General features: G+C 69.7%; 12 protein-coding genes. 8 read left to right on the top strand and 4 right to left on the bottom strand.

What is annotated here, in order from left to right; genetic code table 11:
• Nucleotides 1-6: 6 nt before the first annotated feature.
• Nucleotides 7-708, top strand: coding sequence for a DUF1707 SHOCT-like domain-containing protein (locus tag ACQ5DX_RS20290; RefSeq protein ID WP_430334279.1), 702 nt, complete (start codon nt 7-9; stop codon nt 706-708).
• Nucleotides 709-711: 3 nt separating this feature from the next.
• Here ACQ5DX_RS20290 and ACQ5DX_RS20285 read toward each other — a convergent pair whose 3' ends face one another.
• From ACQ5DX_RS20285 to trmB, 3 genes are read right to left on the bottom strand one after another with little or no spacing between them, the layout of a single operon-like run.
• On the bottom strand, nt 712-3,480 hold the full coding sequence (locus tag ACQ5DX_RS20285; RefSeq protein WP_430334278.1) for an MMPL family transporter: 2,769 nt from the start codon (nt 3,478-3,480) through the stop codon (nt 712-714).
• A gap of 11 nt (nt 3,481-3,491) precedes the next feature.
• A complete protein-coding gene (locus ACQ5DX_RS20280) occupies nt 3,492-4,184 on the bottom strand; it encodes an NYN domain-containing protein (protein ID WP_430334277.1) in 693 nt (230 codons plus the stop codon).
• Complete coding sequence (trmB, locus tag ACQ5DX_RS20275) at nt 4,181-4,966, bottom strand: tRNA (guanosine(46)-N7)-methyltransferase TrmB (RefSeq protein WP_430335756.1); 786 nt, start codon at nt 4,964-4,966, stop codon at nt 4,181-4,183. The genes ACQ5DX_RS20280 and trmB overlap by 4 nt, the downstream gene beginning before the upstream one ends.
• A 210-nt stretch (nt 4,967-5,176) precedes the next feature.
• On the opposite strand from trmB, the gene ACQ5DX_RS20270 reads away from it, so the two are divergent.
• The 7 genes from ACQ5DX_RS20270 (at nt 5,177) to ACQ5DX_RS20240 (ending at nt 12,534) form a co-directional block, all read left to right on the top strand.
• On the top strand, nt 5,177-5,890 hold the full coding sequence (locus ACQ5DX_RS20270) for a hypothetical protein (protein WP_430334276.1): 714 nt from the start codon (nt 5,177-5,179) through the stop codon (nt 5,888-5,890).
• A complete protein-coding gene (locus ACQ5DX_RS20265; protein WP_430334275.1) occupies nt 5,887-7,311 on the top strand; it encodes a hypothetical protein in 1,425 nt (474 codons plus the stop codon). The genes ACQ5DX_RS20270 and ACQ5DX_RS20265 overlap by 4 nt, the downstream gene beginning before the upstream one ends.
• A 32-nt stretch (nt 7,312-7,343) precedes the next feature.
• Nucleotides 7,344-7,649: a DUF6802 family protein gene (locus tag ACQ5DX_RS20260; RefSeq protein ID WP_430334274.1), complete on the top strand. Its 306-nt coding sequence runs from the start codon at nt 7,344-7,346 to the stop codon at nt 7,647-7,649.
• A 294-nt stretch (nt 7,650-7,943) separates the two neighbouring features.
• Nucleotides 7,944-9,773, top strand: coding sequence for a phosphoenolpyruvate carboxykinase (GTP) (locus ACQ5DX_RS20255; RefSeq protein WP_430334273.1), 1,830 nt, complete (start codon nt 7,944-7,946; stop codon nt 9,771-9,773).
• Nucleotides 9,774-9,999: 226 nt separating this feature from the next.
• Nucleotides 10,000-10,932: a cysteine synthase A gene (cysK, locus tag ACQ5DX_RS20250; protein WP_430334272.1), complete on the top strand. Its 933-nt coding sequence runs from the start codon at nt 10,000-10,002 to the stop codon at nt 10,930-10,932.
• A gap of 5 nt (nt 10,933-10,937) precedes the next feature.
• Complete coding sequence (epsC, locus tag ACQ5DX_RS20245) at nt 10,938-11,516, top strand: serine O-acetyltransferase EpsC (protein WP_430334271.1); 579 nt, start codon at nt 10,938-10,940, stop codon at nt 11,514-11,516.
• A 163-nt stretch (nt 11,517-11,679) separates the two neighbouring features.
• The gene (locus tag ACQ5DX_RS20240) at nt 11,680-12,534 is read left to right on the top strand and encodes an SDR family oxidoreductase (RefSeq protein WP_430334270.1); all 855 of its coding nucleotides are present in this window, start codon (nt 11,680-11,682) and stop codon (nt 12,532-12,534) included.
• Here the strand turns inward: ACQ5DX_RS20240 and ACQ5DX_RS20235 are convergent.
• The gene (locus ACQ5DX_RS20235; RefSeq protein ID WP_430334269.1) at nt 12,495-14,504 is read right to left on the bottom strand and encodes an APC family permease; all 2,010 of its coding nucleotides are present in this window, start codon (nt 14,502-14,504) and stop codon (nt 12,495-12,497) included. The two genes, ACQ5DX_RS20240 and ACQ5DX_RS20235, sit on opposite strands and share 40 nt — an antisense overlap.
• Nucleotides 14,505-14,558 lie beyond the last annotated feature (54 nt).

Below are 14,558 nucleotides of genomic sequence, written 5' to 3'. Positions count from 1 at the left end.
GCCCGCATGGAGGCGAGAGATCTGCGGGTGTCCGATGCCGAACGCGAACACGTGGGGCGACTGCTCCAGCGAGCGGTGGGGCAGGGGATGCTCTCGCTCGGCGAGTTCACCGAACGAATGGACACCGCGCTCGCCGCGAAGACTCGAGGTGAACTAAACGCCGTCCTCGTGGATCTGCCGGGCATGCAGATGGATCCCGCCTACACGAACGTCGCGCACCCGAGCGTCGTGCCCGCCCCGCCCAGTGGCGTGCCCTCTCCGCCCGGTGCCGTCGTCGGGACGCCGACGGTCGCGACGCCCCCGGTCGGGGTGCCCGCCGCCGGTGGTCACCCGACGCAGCAGCCCCTCGTCATCCGTGGGCGCATGTCGACGATCACCCGCAAGGGGCGCTGGCACGTCCCGCCGGCGCTGATCCTCGACACCCGCGTGGGCAGCTCGACGCTCGACTTCACCGAGGCCGTCATGCAGAGCCAGGTGGTCCACCTGACCATCGACGACTACTGCGGATCGGTGACGCTCGTGCTCCCGCCGGAAGCGACGGCGGACCTCAACGACGTGGACTCCGTCGGCGGCTCCGTATCGAACAAGGTGCGCACCGGTCCGCCCTACGGCCCGCTGCACCTCGTCGTCCGCGGCCGCGTGCGCTTCGGGTCGATCACCGCCCGGTACCCGTTCGGGACGACCCTGCGCCGGATGCTCGGCAGCTGACGATCAGTCCTCGACCCGGGCGTCGGCCTGCCCGCCGCGCTTGTGCCGGGCGAGGAGTTCGCTGACGCTCACAGCGACACCGTCGACCCGGTGGTGCCGACCGGTGTCCGTATCGGACGTCTCCGTCGCGGTGCCGTGTCCGGCAGGGCTCTCGGGCTCGAGCGGCTCCGGTGCCGGTTCGGCCTCCGGTTCCGGTGCAGGCCGAAGGGTCGGGATCGCGCCGGTGTTCGGCGCGCGCAGCGCCGCAAGCCACGCCACTTCTTCCTCGTCCGAGCCGGACAGCTGCGGGCGGGGCCACGGTTCGGTCGCCGGTGCCGGTGCCGGGTTCGGTCTGGGTGCCGGGTTCCTCGGCGCGTCGTTTCTGGGCGCTGCGTTCCTGGGTGCCTCGACCGTCGGCGCGGTGTGCGTCGGCTCGGGTGCGGGTGCGGGTGCGGGTGCGGGTGCAGGTGCAGGCGCGGCCGGCGCGGCCGAGCGGGCGCGAGGCGCCGTCGAGATCCGAGGGATCGGCTGCGTCAGCGGCTCCGACGGGCGAGCAGGCATCGGCATCGCCGGGGGCGGCGCCGTCGGCGATGCGGCGACACCGGTCACGGCCGCCAGCACAGGCACCTCCGCGGCCCGCAGTTCGTCGTCGAGGATCGGCTCGCCGAGTCCGACCTTCTGCTGGATGCGCTTCATCCATGCCGGTGCCCACCAGCAGTCGTCGCCGAGGAGCTTCATGACCGCGGGCACGAGGAACATGCGGATCAGCGTCGCGTCGATGATCAGGGCCGCGATCATGCCGTAGGCGATGTACTTCATCATCACCAGTTCGGAGAATCCGAACGCGCCGGTGACGACGATCAGGATCAGAGCGGCCGCGGTGATGATCCGTCCGGTGTGGGCGGTGCCGATCCGGATGGCCTCGGTGGTGCTGGCGCCCTGCGAGCGGGCCTCGACCATGCGGGAGAGCAGGAACACCTCGTAGTCGATCGACAGGCCGTAGATGATGGCGACGATCAACACCAGCACCGGTGACGTGATCGGTCCCGGGGTGAAGTTCAGCAGGCTCGAGCCGTGTCCGTCGATGAAGATCCACGTGAGGATGCCGAGCGTCGCGCCCAGGCCGAGCGCGCTCATCAGCACGGCCTTGATCGGTAGCACGATCGAGCCGAATGCCAGGAACATCAGCAGCGTCGTCACCGCCAGGACCGAGACGATCATGAGCGGCAGGTTGTCGAGCAGGGCGCTGATGCTGTCCTGTTCGATCGCGGGGGTGCCGCCGACGAGGACCTGGACGCCGTCGGGGACGTCCATCGCGCGCAGGTAGTCGATGGTCGCGGCGGAGTCGTTGCGATCGACCAGGCCGGCCTTGACGACCTGGACGCCGTCCTTCGCGGGGCCGGTGATCGTGAACTTCTCGACCAGGCCGGGGGCCTCGTTCGCGGTCTTGATGATCTGGCCCACCTGGGCGCCCTCGGCGCCGCTGACGACCAGCTTGACCGGCTCGGTGCGGTTACCGGGGAACAGTTCGTCGAACTGTTCCTGCGCGACGCGGGTCGGGTTGTCCGGCGGGAGGTAGTCCTCGTTGATGCCGCCGAACTTGATGCCGGTGATCGGGAGGATGAGCAGCAGCAGGCCGACGACGATGGGGATCGTGACCTTGAGTGGGTTGCGCATCACCCAGCGGGTGAGGCGGCCCCAGATGCTCGATTCGATCTCCTCGGTCGACTTGATCTGGCCGAACCGTTTGAGTCCGAACTTGTCGATGCGTCGGCCCAGGATGCTGAGGATGGCCGGCAGCACCGTCACCGAGGTGAACGCCGCGAGCAGCACCGTCGCGATCGCGCCGTAGGCGACGGACTTGAGGAAGCCCTGGGGGAACAGGATCAGGCCGCCGAGGCTGACCGCGATCATGGTCGAGGAGAACAGCACCGTGCGGCCGGCGGTCATGATGCTGCGGCGCACCGCGGCGCGGGTGTCGTAGCCGTCGCCGAGTTCCTCGCGGAAGCGGCTCACGATGAACAGGCCGTAGTCGATCGCCAGACCCAAACCGATCAGCGAGACTACCGAGGCGACGAACGAGTTGACGTCGGTGAAGTGCGTGAAGATGCGCACGATGCCGTTGGCGCCGAGGATCGTCAGGCCGCCGACGATCAGTGGCAGCGCCGCGGCGATGACGCCGCCGAAGACGAAGAACAGCAGCACGCCGACCGCCGGGATCGCGATGAGCTCCATGCGATGCAGGTCGTCGGCCATCGTGTCGTTGATCGCGCTGGCCACCGGCTGCATGCCGGCGAGCTGCACCTCGACTCCGTCGATGGCGAACGCGTCCCGGATCTCCCGGAAGTTGTTCGTGATCGCGGTGTCGTTGTCGCCCTGGAGCGCGATGCTCGCGATCGCGTGGGTCTTGTCCTTACTCGCCAGCGAGGCCACCCGCGGGGCGTTCGGCAGCGAGAAGTAGCTGCCGTTGACCTTCGCGACCTGGTCGGGGTGCTCGGCCAACAGCCGTTGCAGGCTGTCGGACACCTTCGCGCCGAACGCCGGGTCGTCGACGGTCTTGCCCTCGGGCGCGGTGTACATCGCGACGACGTCGCCCTGGGTGTCGCGGCCGAACGTGCCGTCGGCGAGCTTGGCCGCCGCCACCGACTCCGAACCAGGGTCGTCCCAACCGCTCTGACTGAGGTGTGGCCCGAGGCCGGAACCGTAGGCGCCCAGCGCCAACAGTCCGGCCACCATCACCGCGATGACGGTGAAGCGGGCCCGATAGACGAGATCTCCCCAGCGAGCGAACACGTATCGACTCCTCAGCGCCCGACGAGCAGGGCGGACAGTGGGCGGAACGGCTGCAACCAGGCACCCTCGTCGGGCAGGGACTCGAGGCTCACCCGTGGCAGCGGCTCACGGAAGACGCCGGGGATGTCCTCGAGGTCGACGAACTCCAGGATGTCGGACGAGACCGCCCAGCTGGCGTGCTCGCGGAACCCGAGAACCTGCACCGGCACGCCGGCTGCCGCGATGGCCTCCAGCGGCTCACGGAACGCCTGCCCGTCGGCCGAGGCGACCATGACGCCGGCCAGACCCTCACCACGCCGAAGCTCGATGTGGTGGAGCATGTCGGAATCGACGTCGCTGTCCTCCTCCACCTTGGGCTTGGCGAACACCGCGAAGCCCACGTTGCGGAGGGCCTCCACCCACGGGCGGACGACGTCGGCGCTACCGGGGGCGATGTTGGTGAACACCGTCGCCTCGGGCTCGAGTGTCGCGGTCTCGGTCGCGGAAAGCTCCGCGGTGCGCGCGAGCAGCCAGCGGCCCAGCGCATCGAACCGCGGCCGGTACGCGGCCGTCGGCCGCCCGCCCAGGATGGCGCCGAGCCCCATGTCGAGGTTCGGTGCATCCCAGACCAGCAGTACCCGCTTGTGCCGAGGGACGTCCCGCCCGTTGTCGGCGAGGGAACCGTCCGCAAGCCCGGTCTTGGGCGTGTCTTCGCTGAGACTCATGACTTGATCTTCCCCCAGATGAGTTCTGTGATGCTGCTTCCGACCTTGTGCGCCTTGTCCTCGAACTTCGTCACGGGTCGCTCGTGCGTCATCGGCGACTCCCAGTCCAGCTCGGTGAGCAGCGGCTCGGCGTCGCCGGCCTCGCGGATCGCCTCGGCGTACTCGGCGTGATCGGTGGCGACGTGCAGGACGCCGCCCGGCTTCAGCCGGCTCGCGATCAGTGCGAACGTCGGCCCCTGCAGCAGCCGACGCTTGTGGTGTCGGGCCTTCGGCCACGGATCCGGGAAGAACACGCGGACACCGGTCAGGGACTCGGGAGCCACCATGTGCTCGAGCACCTCGACAGCGTCGCCGCGCAGCACGCGCACGTTCGTGAGTTCGTTTCGCTCGACGAGCTGCAACAGCTGCGCCAGACCGGGGCGGTAGACCTCGACCGCGATGAGGTTCACATGCGGTTCGGCCTTCGCCATCGCGGCCGTCGCGGTGCCGGTGCCGGAGCCGATCTCGATGATCAGCGGGGCGTCGCGCTCGAACCACGCAGTGGTGTCGATCAGGTCGTCGCCGACGTCCTGGCCGATCTTCGGCCACATCCGGTCCCACGCGCCTTGCTGCGGTTCGGTGAGGGAACCGCGGCGGGAACGGAAACTGGTCACCCGCGGATACAGGCGCGAACCCTTCTCGGCGCCGGTCGGCTGCTCTGCCTCGGTGTCGGCGGGCGAGGGCTCGCGCGGGGTCTCGGGTGCGTCCTGATCGGCGTGGTTCACCGCACCATTGTCACGTATGTCCGCGAGTGCAGGCCGACTCGGTCGGCGGATAGTATGGACGCTTTGGTCGGATTTCGGGTTTCCGACTGTCCAGTTTCCGGTGTTCTACCTGGTCGTGGCGGCCCGCGGGCCCGCTCCGGGGTCTCGACGTGCTCTTGATCTCCTGTTCGGCGCACTGACAGAATCGGCGTCGCCGGTCGGCAGGGGGAACGCAGGGGGAACACAGTCGTGAGCGGATACGAGCTGCTCGGCAGCATCGCCGCAGACATCGGTGGTGCGGCCCGGGAGGCGCTGGGCGAGGCGACCGCGCCGATCCGGATCCAGGTCGCCGGCCGCGCAGGCGTCGGACGCACCACAGTCGTCGAGGTCCTCGAACGCGCGGGGTTCGGCGACGTGATCGAGACGACGCCGGTGGACGCACCGGGCGCCGCCGATCCGGTACTCGACGGGGACGTCGTCGTCTACGTGCTGTCCGGGGCGCCGCGCACCCCCGACGTCGCCGCGCTGCGGCGGACGTCGCACGGCGGGACGGTCGCACTGCTCAACAAGGCAGACCTGCTGACGTCGTGGGCGGTGGCGCTGCGGATCGCCACCGAATGCGAGACGGAGACGGCAGTGCCGACCCTGCCGCTCGTGGCCCGGGCACCCGGGCGCGGGACCCCGGACGGGGTGAGCGCCGCGACCGCGGCCGTCGCGGCCCGCGTCCGGATCGCTCGAGCCCGGCGTGCCCGGACCGTGCTGGCGACGGTGGCGGAGGCCGCGGCGCGCGGGACCGATCGGGACGTTCTCGAGAGTTATCTGCGCAGCGACGAGGCGGTACGACTCGCGGCGCTCGCGGCCGAGGCCCGCGGCGACGGTGTCGCCGATCGGCGGCGGGGCGATCTGGCCCGTCGACGGCTGCATCTCCGCAGCCTTCCGGACGTGCCCGTGGACGCGCGGTGACTCCCGACCTGCCGGAGTTTCCGCCGGACGCGCAACGGATCGTCGAACGGTGGGACCCGGAGGGCCTGCGCGCGTGGCGGACCCGACCACCCGCGGTGGCAGGCGCGCATGTCGTGGCGGTGCGCGGAATCGACGCGACGTCCGTGCTCGACGCCCTGGCGCCGCTCGATCCGCTGACCGATGCACCCGGCGGGGCGGCCGTCGTGGTGATGGTGCTCGACGGCGCCTCGGTGCTCGGACGCGACGAACTGGCCGCGCTGGATGCGGCCACGGCGGCCGTCGAGCGCGTGGTGTTCGCGCTCGCCGCGGTCGGTGCGCACGTCGACCGGGACGCGGTGCGCAGGCGGGACGAGGTGCTCCTACGAGCACACTCGGCGCGCTTCGCCGACGCCCGCGTCGTCCTCGAGCCCGAGGACCTGTCGGTGGCGGTGCGCGCGGCGCTCGCCGCGCATCCCGACACGGTCGCGGATCACAACGCCCGCCGCGCGGCGCACTCCCTGGTGGAACGGACCTGCCTCCGGATCGGCGAGACCGCCCGCGCGACGCGAGAGGGCAGCGACGCCGCCACTGCCGAGTTGCGGGCACGCAAGGCCCGCCTCGTGGCGATGCGGGACGGCGGGCGGGCGGAACGGCTGGCCCAGCTGCGCGGCGACGTCCAGCGGGCCCGCGTCGACCTGCTGCACACGGCGGGCACCCTCGTCCGCTCCGTCTCCGCTGCCGTGCGCGCCGACATCGACCGGGCCGGACGCCGGGACCTGCCCGCGCTGCCCGGCCGGATGGATGAGCTGGCGGACCGTGCGGCGACCGACCTGGACGGGGTGGTCGCTCGGCGGCTTGCGGACCTCGTCGACCGGGCCGGGGTGTCCGATCATGGGTCGGCGGGCCCCGCCCCGCGTGATCCGCTGCCGGGTCCCGAGCCGCGCCACCGCGGCGTCGAGGACCGGATGATGGTGATCGTGGGCGCGTCGGCGGGAGTGGGCCTCGGTCGGCTCGCGGTCGCTCCGATCGCGATGGTGCCGGCGCTCGACATCGCCACCATCCCGATCGCGCTGACGCTCGGCGGGGCGGCGGCGTGGTGGCTCGCGGGGGCGCGGCGCCTCGTCGCCGAACGCGCACACCTGCGGCAGTGGGCGTCGGACGCCACCGCCCACCTGCGGTCGCAGCTCGAGCAGCGGGTCCTGGGGCGCGTCCTCGAGACCGAGGCCGAGGTGAGCGCCGCCGTCATCGCGGACAGCCGGGCCGCCGCTCTCACGGTGGACGAGGAACTGGCCGGCATCGACGCCGAGGCGCGTCGGCTCGCGTCCGAACGCAGCGGCCGCGTCGCGTCGTGCGAGCGGGACCGGGCGGTGCTGGCCATGGTGCTCGACGACCTCGACAACTCGATGGAACCGGGCGGCGCGGCCGCGCGTCCAACTCCCTGACGACAGTTGCACGGCTACCGGCGGGAGACGCCATGATCACCACCGAAGAGTTGACGGCCGACCGGCCGGACATCGATCCCGACAGGTTCGGCGCGGAATCGGGAGCACTGAGCCTGACGAGCGCCACGTTCGACATCGACGGCGACGGACTTCTCGACACCCAGTCGTTCGAGGTGGACGACGCGTTGATCGTCGCGACCGACACCGACGGTGACGGGGACGCCGACCACCTGACGATCGTCGACGCGGACGGCGAGTATTCGGCCTGGGAGTTCCACCGCGACGCCGACGGCCGGGAACGGTGGGAACGCGTCGACGAGGGCGGTCTGGATCGGTAGAAATCCGAGGTCCGTCCGCACGGCCGACGATCAGGGCGGTCTGAATCGTTCCTGTGACCTAACCGACTGCACCCGGTTCCCCCCGGAACGACCCGCGGCGTTAACCTCTATAGCTAGGACACCCGGCACCCCGTGTCCTTCGTTCGTTGTCTGCGGTGACGTACGCGGGCGGCAGACGGAGTGGGCGGGCTGCACCCCGCCGAGAGGGGGAAATCGGATCAACCTGTCAGCCCCGCGTCGCTTGCGGGGCTGAACTGGTCGTTTCGGTTCCCGGCCCCACCCCAGGAGAGTTTGATGACCTCAGCGACCATTCCCGGTCTGAACGGAACTGACGGCACGCCCCCCACTGAGCACTCCGAGCTGCTCGCCTGGGTTCGCGAGGTTGCCGAGCTGACCCAGCCCGACCGGGTCGTCTTCGCCGACGGCTCCGACGAGGAGTGGGAGCGCCTGACCGATCAGCTCGTCGAGGCCGGGACGTTCACCCGCCTGAACGAGGAGAAGAAGCCGAACTCGTTCCTCGGCAACTCGGATCCGTCGGACGTCGCGCGCGTCGAGTCCCGTACCTACATCTGCTCCGAGAAGCAGATCGATGCCGGCCCGACCAACAACTGGATGGCCCCGGCCGAGATGCGGGCCCTCATGACCGACCTGTACCGCGGCAGCATGCGCGGTCGCACCATGTACGTGGTGCCGTTCTGCATGGGCCCCCTCGGCGCCGACGACCCGAAGCTGGGCGTCGAGATCACCGACTCCGAGTACGTCGTCGTCTCCATGCGCATCATGACCCGCATGGGCAAGGCCGCGCTCGAGAAGCTGGGCACCGACCGCCCGTTCGTGAAGGCCCTGCACTCCGTGGGCGCGCCGCTCGCCGAGGGCCAGGCCGACGTCCCGTGGCCGTGCAACGACACCAAGTACATCACCCACTTCCCCGAGACCCGTGAGATCTGGAGCTACGGCTCCGGCTACGGCGGAAATGCCCTGCTCGGCAAGAAGTGCTACTCGCTGCGCATCGCGTCGGCGATGGCCCACGACGAGGGCTGGCTGGCCGAGCACATGCTCATCCTCAAGCTGATCTCGCCGGAGAACAAGAACTACTACGTCGCGGCCGCGTTCCCGTCGGCGTGTGGCAAGACCAACCTCGCGATGATCCAGCCGACCATTCCCGGCTGGCGCGCCGAGACCCTCGGCGACGACATCGCGTGGATGCGTTTCGGTGAGGACGGCCGCCTGTACGCGGTCAACCCGGAGTTCGGTTTCTTCGGCGTCGCGCCGGGCACCAACCACGGCTCCAACCCGAACGCCATGAAGACGGTCGAGGCGGGCAACACCCTGTACACCAACGTCGGCCTGACCGACGACGGTGACGTGTGGTGGGAGGGTCTCGAGGACACCCCGGCTCATCTGATCGACTGGAAGGGCAACGACTGGACCCCCGAGTCCGGCACCAACGCCGCCCATCCGAACTCGCGGTACTGCACCCCGATGTCGCAGTGCCCGATCCTGGCCCCCGAGTGGGACGACCCGCAGGGTGTGCCGATCTCGGCGATCCTGTTCGGTGGCCGCCGCAAGACCACGGTTCCGCTGGTCAGCGAGTCCTTCGACTGGCAGCACGGCACCTTCCTCGGTGCGACGCTGTCGTCCGAGCAGACCGCCGCTGCCGAGGGCAAGGTCGGCGCCGTCCGCCGCGACCCGATGGCGATGCTGCCGTTCCTCGGCTACAACGCCGGCGACTACCTGAACCACTGGATCAACCTCGGCAAGAACGCCGACTCGGAGAAGCTCCCCAAGATCTTCTACGTGAACTGGTTCCGCCGTGGCGAGGACGGCCGCTTCCTGTGGCCCGGCTTCGGCGAGAACTCCCGCGTGCTCAAGTGGATCGTCGACCGCATCGAGCACAAGGCCGACGCCGTCAGCACCCCGATCGGCTACGTCCCGACCGCCGCTGACCTCACGCTCGACGGTCTCGATGTCGAGCAGGCCGACGTCGACGAGGCGCTGACCGTCGATGTCGAGGAGTGGAAGGCCGAGATCCCGCTGATCGAGGAGTGGCTCGAGTTCCTCGGCGAGAAGGTGCCCTCGGGTGTCCGCGACGAGTTCGAGGCTCTGAAGCAGCGCCTGGGCTGATCCCCGCTTTCGGCCGAATGTCACATCGGTTCAGTTGGACTGAACCGATGTGACATTTGTCGTTTCAGGGGTGATCGTGGAGGACGATGCAGCCACAATTGCGTCGACGTGCGTATACGTTCGTACGTCTGTGGACCCGGCTCTGTGCTGTTCACGACGGGATGGTGCAATAGCACCAACCTGACATCGACCTGGCTGCCCGACGTGGCCACGAGGAGGATCCGGCATGGGGATCTACAACAACGTCACCGAACTGGTCGGACGCACCCCGCTGGTGCGCCTGAACCGGCTGACCGAGGGCCTCGGCGCCCAGGTGGTGGCGAAGCTCGAGTTCTACAACCCGGCCAACAGCGTCAAGGACCGCATCGGTGTCGCGATCATCGACGCCGCCGAGCTGTCCGGTGAGCTGAAGCCGGGCGGCACCATCGTCGAGGGCACGTCGGGCAACACCGGCATCGCGCTCGCCATGGTCGGCGCCGCTCGCGGCTACAAGGTCATCCTCACGATGCCGGAGACGATGTCCACCGAGCGTCGCGTCATGCTGCGCGCCTTCGGCGCCGAGATCGTCCTGACCCCGGGCGCCGAGGGCATGGCCGGTGCGGTGAAGAAGGCCGAGGAGCTCGTCGCGCAGACCGAGAACGCGGTCCTGGCGCGCCAGTTCGCGAACGCCGCCAACCCGGAGATCCACGCGCGCACCACCGGCGAGGAGATCTGGGCCGACACCGACGGCAACGTCGACATCTTCGTCGCCGGCATCGGCACCGGCGGCACGCTGACCGGCACCGGCCGCACGCTACGCAAGTACAAGCCCGAGGTCACGATCGTCGGCGTCGAGCCGGCCGATTCGCCGATCCTCAACGGCGGCCAGCCCGGACCGCACAAGATCCAGGGCATCGGCGCGAACTTCGTGCCCGAGGTCCTCGATCGCGAGATCTACGACGAGATCATCGACGTCGAGTTCGAGGACGCCATCCGCGTCGCCCGCAGCCTCGGCACCGACGAGGGCATCCTCGGCGGCATCTCGGCCGGCGCGAACGTGTGGGGCGCACTCGAGCTGGCCAAGCGTCCCGAGAACGCCGGCAAGACGATCGTCGTCGTCGTCCCCGACTTCGGTGAGCGCTACATCTCGACCCCGCTCTTCGAGCACATTCGAGGCTGAGCGTTGTGAGTGTCCTGCGCACGATCCGGGAGGATCTCCAGGCAGCAAGAGGCCAGGATCCGGCCGCGCGCAGCAACGTCGAGAATGCCGTTGTGTACTCGGGCCTGCACGCCATCTGGTCGCACCGGATCGCGCACCGGATGTGGGCCAAGCCGGCGCTGCGCGGGCCGGCCCGAGTGCTGGCACAGTTCACCCGGTTTCTCACCGGCGTCGAGATCCACCCCGGCGCCACGATCGGTCGGCGCTTCTTCATCGACCACGGCATGGGTGTCGTGATCGGGGAGACCGCCGAGATCGGCGACGACGTGATGATCTACCACGGCGTCACGCTCGGTGGCCGCTCGCTCGCGAAGGCCAAGCGGCACCCGACGATCGGCAACGGTGTCACGATCGGCGCCGGCGCGAAGGTCCTCGGACCGCTCGTGATCGGCGACGACGTCGCGATCGGCGCCAACGCCGTGGTCACCCGCGACGTCCCGGCCGACCACATCGCGACCGGCATCCCGGCGTCGGTGCGGCCACGGAAGCAGCACGAGCAACTGGTTGATCCGACGTCGTACATCGATCCGGCGATGTACATCTGAGTCGATTCTTCGGCTGAAGGGTCCCTTCACACGCTGACGGCGTGCGAAGGGACCCTTCAGCTTTCGTAGGCGTTGGCCGGTGCCCCGGCGTAGTGTGTCGGATTTGGCGGGTCTGGCGAGGATGGTCCTCGGTGCCGGTCGGCCGCCGATGGGGAGGGTGTTCATGGGTGTCTATGCGGTCACGGGTTCGGCGTCGGGCATGGGCCGGGCGGTCGTGGAGAAGCTGACGGCGGCGGGGCACACCGTCATCGGTGTCGATCTCCAGGGCGCGGAGGTGGTCGCGGACCTGTCCACGGCGGACGGGCGTCGACACGCCGTGCGGGAGGTGCTGTCGCAGGCCGGCGGCGCGCTCGACGGTGCGGTGCTCGCCGCGGGTGTGGGCCCTACGCCCGGCGCGGAGCGGCTGCCCCTGATCGGTGCGGTGAACTACCTGGGCGTTGTCGAGCTGCTCGACGGATGGCGTGCGGCGCTCGCGACGTCGGGCAAGGCCAAAGTGGTTGTGTTCGGTAGTAATTCGACGACGACGACACCTGCGGTACCGACGCGCACGATCAAGGCCTTCCTGTCCGGCGACGTGGACAAGGCGGTGCGGTCGGTGAGGCTGTTCGGGAAGGGGGCCGCACCGATCATGTACGCGGGATCGAAGCTCGCCGTGACCCGTTGGGTCCGCCGCCACGCCACCACGCCGGAGTGGGCCGGTGCCGGAATCCGGCTGAACGTCCTCGCCCCGGGTGCCATCATGACGCCGCTGCTCGAGAAGCAGCTCGCGACACCGCTCGAGGCCAAGACGGTGCGACGCTTCCCGGTTCCGGTCGGCGGCTTCGGTGACGCGGGTCAGCTCGGCGACTGGGTCGTGTTCATGCTCTCCGATTCGGCGGACTTCCTCTGCGGGAGCGTCGTTTTCGTCGACGGCGGATCGGACGCGTACTTCCGTCCCGATGTCTGGCCGCGGCCGGTGCCGATCTCCCGACTCGTGCCCTACGCCTGGCGGTTCCTGCGGTATCCCGGCAACCGGTGACCGGCTGACGGTGCCCGTCCGCCGCGTCCGCGAGCGGGCGGCGGGACCGGCCCCTCCAGTACGCCCCGGCGAGTGGAGGCGTCGAAGGGGATGATGATCGCGACGGCGTGCGGGACGTGGCTGATGGTCTTGGCGATGCGGTCGGCGGTGCGGTCGTGCAGGAGTCGGCCGAGGATCGACCCGTAGATGCGGCGGGGGAGCAGGACGCTGATCTCGGTCCGCGGGGCGGCGGCGCGGGCGATCAGTTCCAGCGTCGAGTGCCCGATCCGGCGGTCCGGGCACTCGATCAACTCCAAGGGCACCTCGAGATCGCTGGCCTCCCATTGGCGTTTGAGAATCGCGGCGCGGGCGTTGTCGAGGACGAAGTGCACGGCCCGTAACTCGCTGGGGCGCAGGCTGCGGCCGTACCGGAGGGCCTCGATCGTGGCGAGGTCGTACGCGTCGACCATGACGATGACGATGTGGTTCGAGTACACGGCCTCCGAATCGGCTTCGGCGTCGCCGAGTTCGCGCAGTTCGGCGGCTTCGTCGCGGTATTCGCGGTTGAGCCGGATCAGCACTACGACGAGCGTCGGGAAGACGAGCACGACAACCCAGGCGCCCTCGGTGAACTTCGCGATCGCGAAGATCGCCACCACGATCGCCGACGTCGTCCCGGCCGCCAGGTTGAGGGCCATGTTGCGGCGCCAGTGCCGACCGCGCGCCTTCTGGTGATGCCGGGCCATCCCGAGGCCGGCCATCGTGAATCCGGTGAAGACCCCGATCGCGTAGAACGGCACCAGCGAGTTGACCCTGGCGTCGGTGGCGACGAGCAGGACGATCGCGACCGCGGTGAGCACGATGATCGCGTTGGAGAACACCAACCGATGTCCGCGGCGGCGGAGCTGGCGGGGCAGGAAGGCGTCGTCGGCGACGAAGCTTGCGAGGAACGGGAAGCCGTTGAAGCTGGTGTTGGCGCCGGTGAACAGGATCAGCGCCGTCGCGGTCTGCACGACGACGAACAGGACGTCGCCGACGGTGCCCGAGCCGAAGACGATCCGGGCCTCCTGGCTGATCACCGACGGGTAGCCGGCCGCGTACGGCGTCGCGTGGGTCAGGTGGGCGAGCAGGGAGACGCCGCTGACGAGGAACGCCAGGATGGACGCCATGATCACCAGCGCCCGTCGGGCGTTGGGGCCCTCGGGTTTCTTGAACGCGCTGACGCCGTTGCTGATCGCCTCGAGCCCGGTCAGTGAGGTGCCGCCGTTGGCGAACGCGCGCAGGATCACCAGGACCGTCGCACCCATCACCAGGCCGTCTCCGTGCGCGATCGGGACGGTGCCGTCGAGGGTGGCCGGGTCGATCCGGTCGAGGCTGCCGAGCAGCGCCTTGACCACCCCGACGACGATCACGACGCCGATCGATCCGGCGAAGAAGTACATCGGGAACGCGAACGCGCGCCCCGCCTCCTTCAGCCCCCGCAGGTTGCCGTACGCGAGCAGCAGCACCGCCCCGACGGTGATCTCGAGGCTGTACGGGCCCAGCGCCGGGATCGCCGACACCACCGCCACCGTGCCGGCGGCCGACTGCACCGCGACGGTCACCACGTAGTCGATCAGCAGCGCGACGGCGGCGATCTGCGCGATCTTGGGACCGAAGTTGTCCCGCGCGACGACGTACGAGCCGCCCGCGCGGGTGTAGAGCATCACGACCTGCCGGTACGACAGCGTCAGCAGCAGCAGGATGACGAGGATGACGCCGGTGATCGGCAGCAACAGGGTGAACGCCGCGAGCGCGGCGTACGGGAGAAGCTCGATCAGCACCTGCTCGGGGCCGTACGCGGACGACGAGATGCAGTCGGGCGACAGCACGCCCAGCGCGGTCGTCTTCGACAGCCGTTCCTGGTGCAGGCGCGCGGTCGTGAGCGGCGGCCCGAGGAGCCGGCACTTGATCCGGTAGCCGAGCCTCTCGGGCAGGGGAGCCTCGAACACGTCGCGGCTCGCGACATCCCGGGAAGCAGAACTGGTGTGAGGGTCCACAGATGC

It is taken from the genome of Rhodococcus sp. ACT016 (genome assembly GCF_050477185.1).
GTDB lineage: Bacteria > Actinomycetota > Actinomycetes > Mycobacteriales > Mycobacteriaceae > Prescottella.
The sequence above is the reverse complement of the archived record's forward strand: the minus strand, read 5'-3'. Positions and strand labels throughout refer to the sequence as shown.

What these genes read in the sequence shown, in the direction of transcription:
- ACQ5DX_RS20290 (WP_430334279.1), top strand. Translation starts at nt 7, where the DNA reads ATGGAGGCGAGAGATCTGCGGGTGTCCGATGCCGAACGCGAACACGTG.
- ACQ5DX_RS20280 (WP_430334277.1), bottom strand. Translation starts at nt 4,184, where the DNA reads ATGAGTCTCAGCGAAGACACGCCCAAGACCGGGCTTGCGGACGGTTCC.
- ACQ5DX_RS20260 (WP_430334274.1), top strand. Translation starts at nt 7,344, where the DNA reads ATGATCACCACCGAAGAGTTGACGGCCGACCGGCCGGACATCGATCCC.
- ACQ5DX_RS20255 (WP_430334273.1), top strand. Translation starts at nt 7,944, where the DNA reads ATGACCTCAGCGACCATTCCCGGTCTGAACGGAACTGACGGCACGCCC.
- cysK (WP_430334272.1), top strand. Translation starts at nt 10,000, where the DNA reads ATGGGGATCTACAACAACGTCACCGAACTGGTCGGACGCACCCCGCTG.
- ACQ5DX_RS20240 (WP_430334270.1), top strand. Translation starts at nt 11,680, where the DNA reads ATGGGTGTCTATGCGGTCACGGGTTCGGCGTCGGGCATGGGCCGGGCG.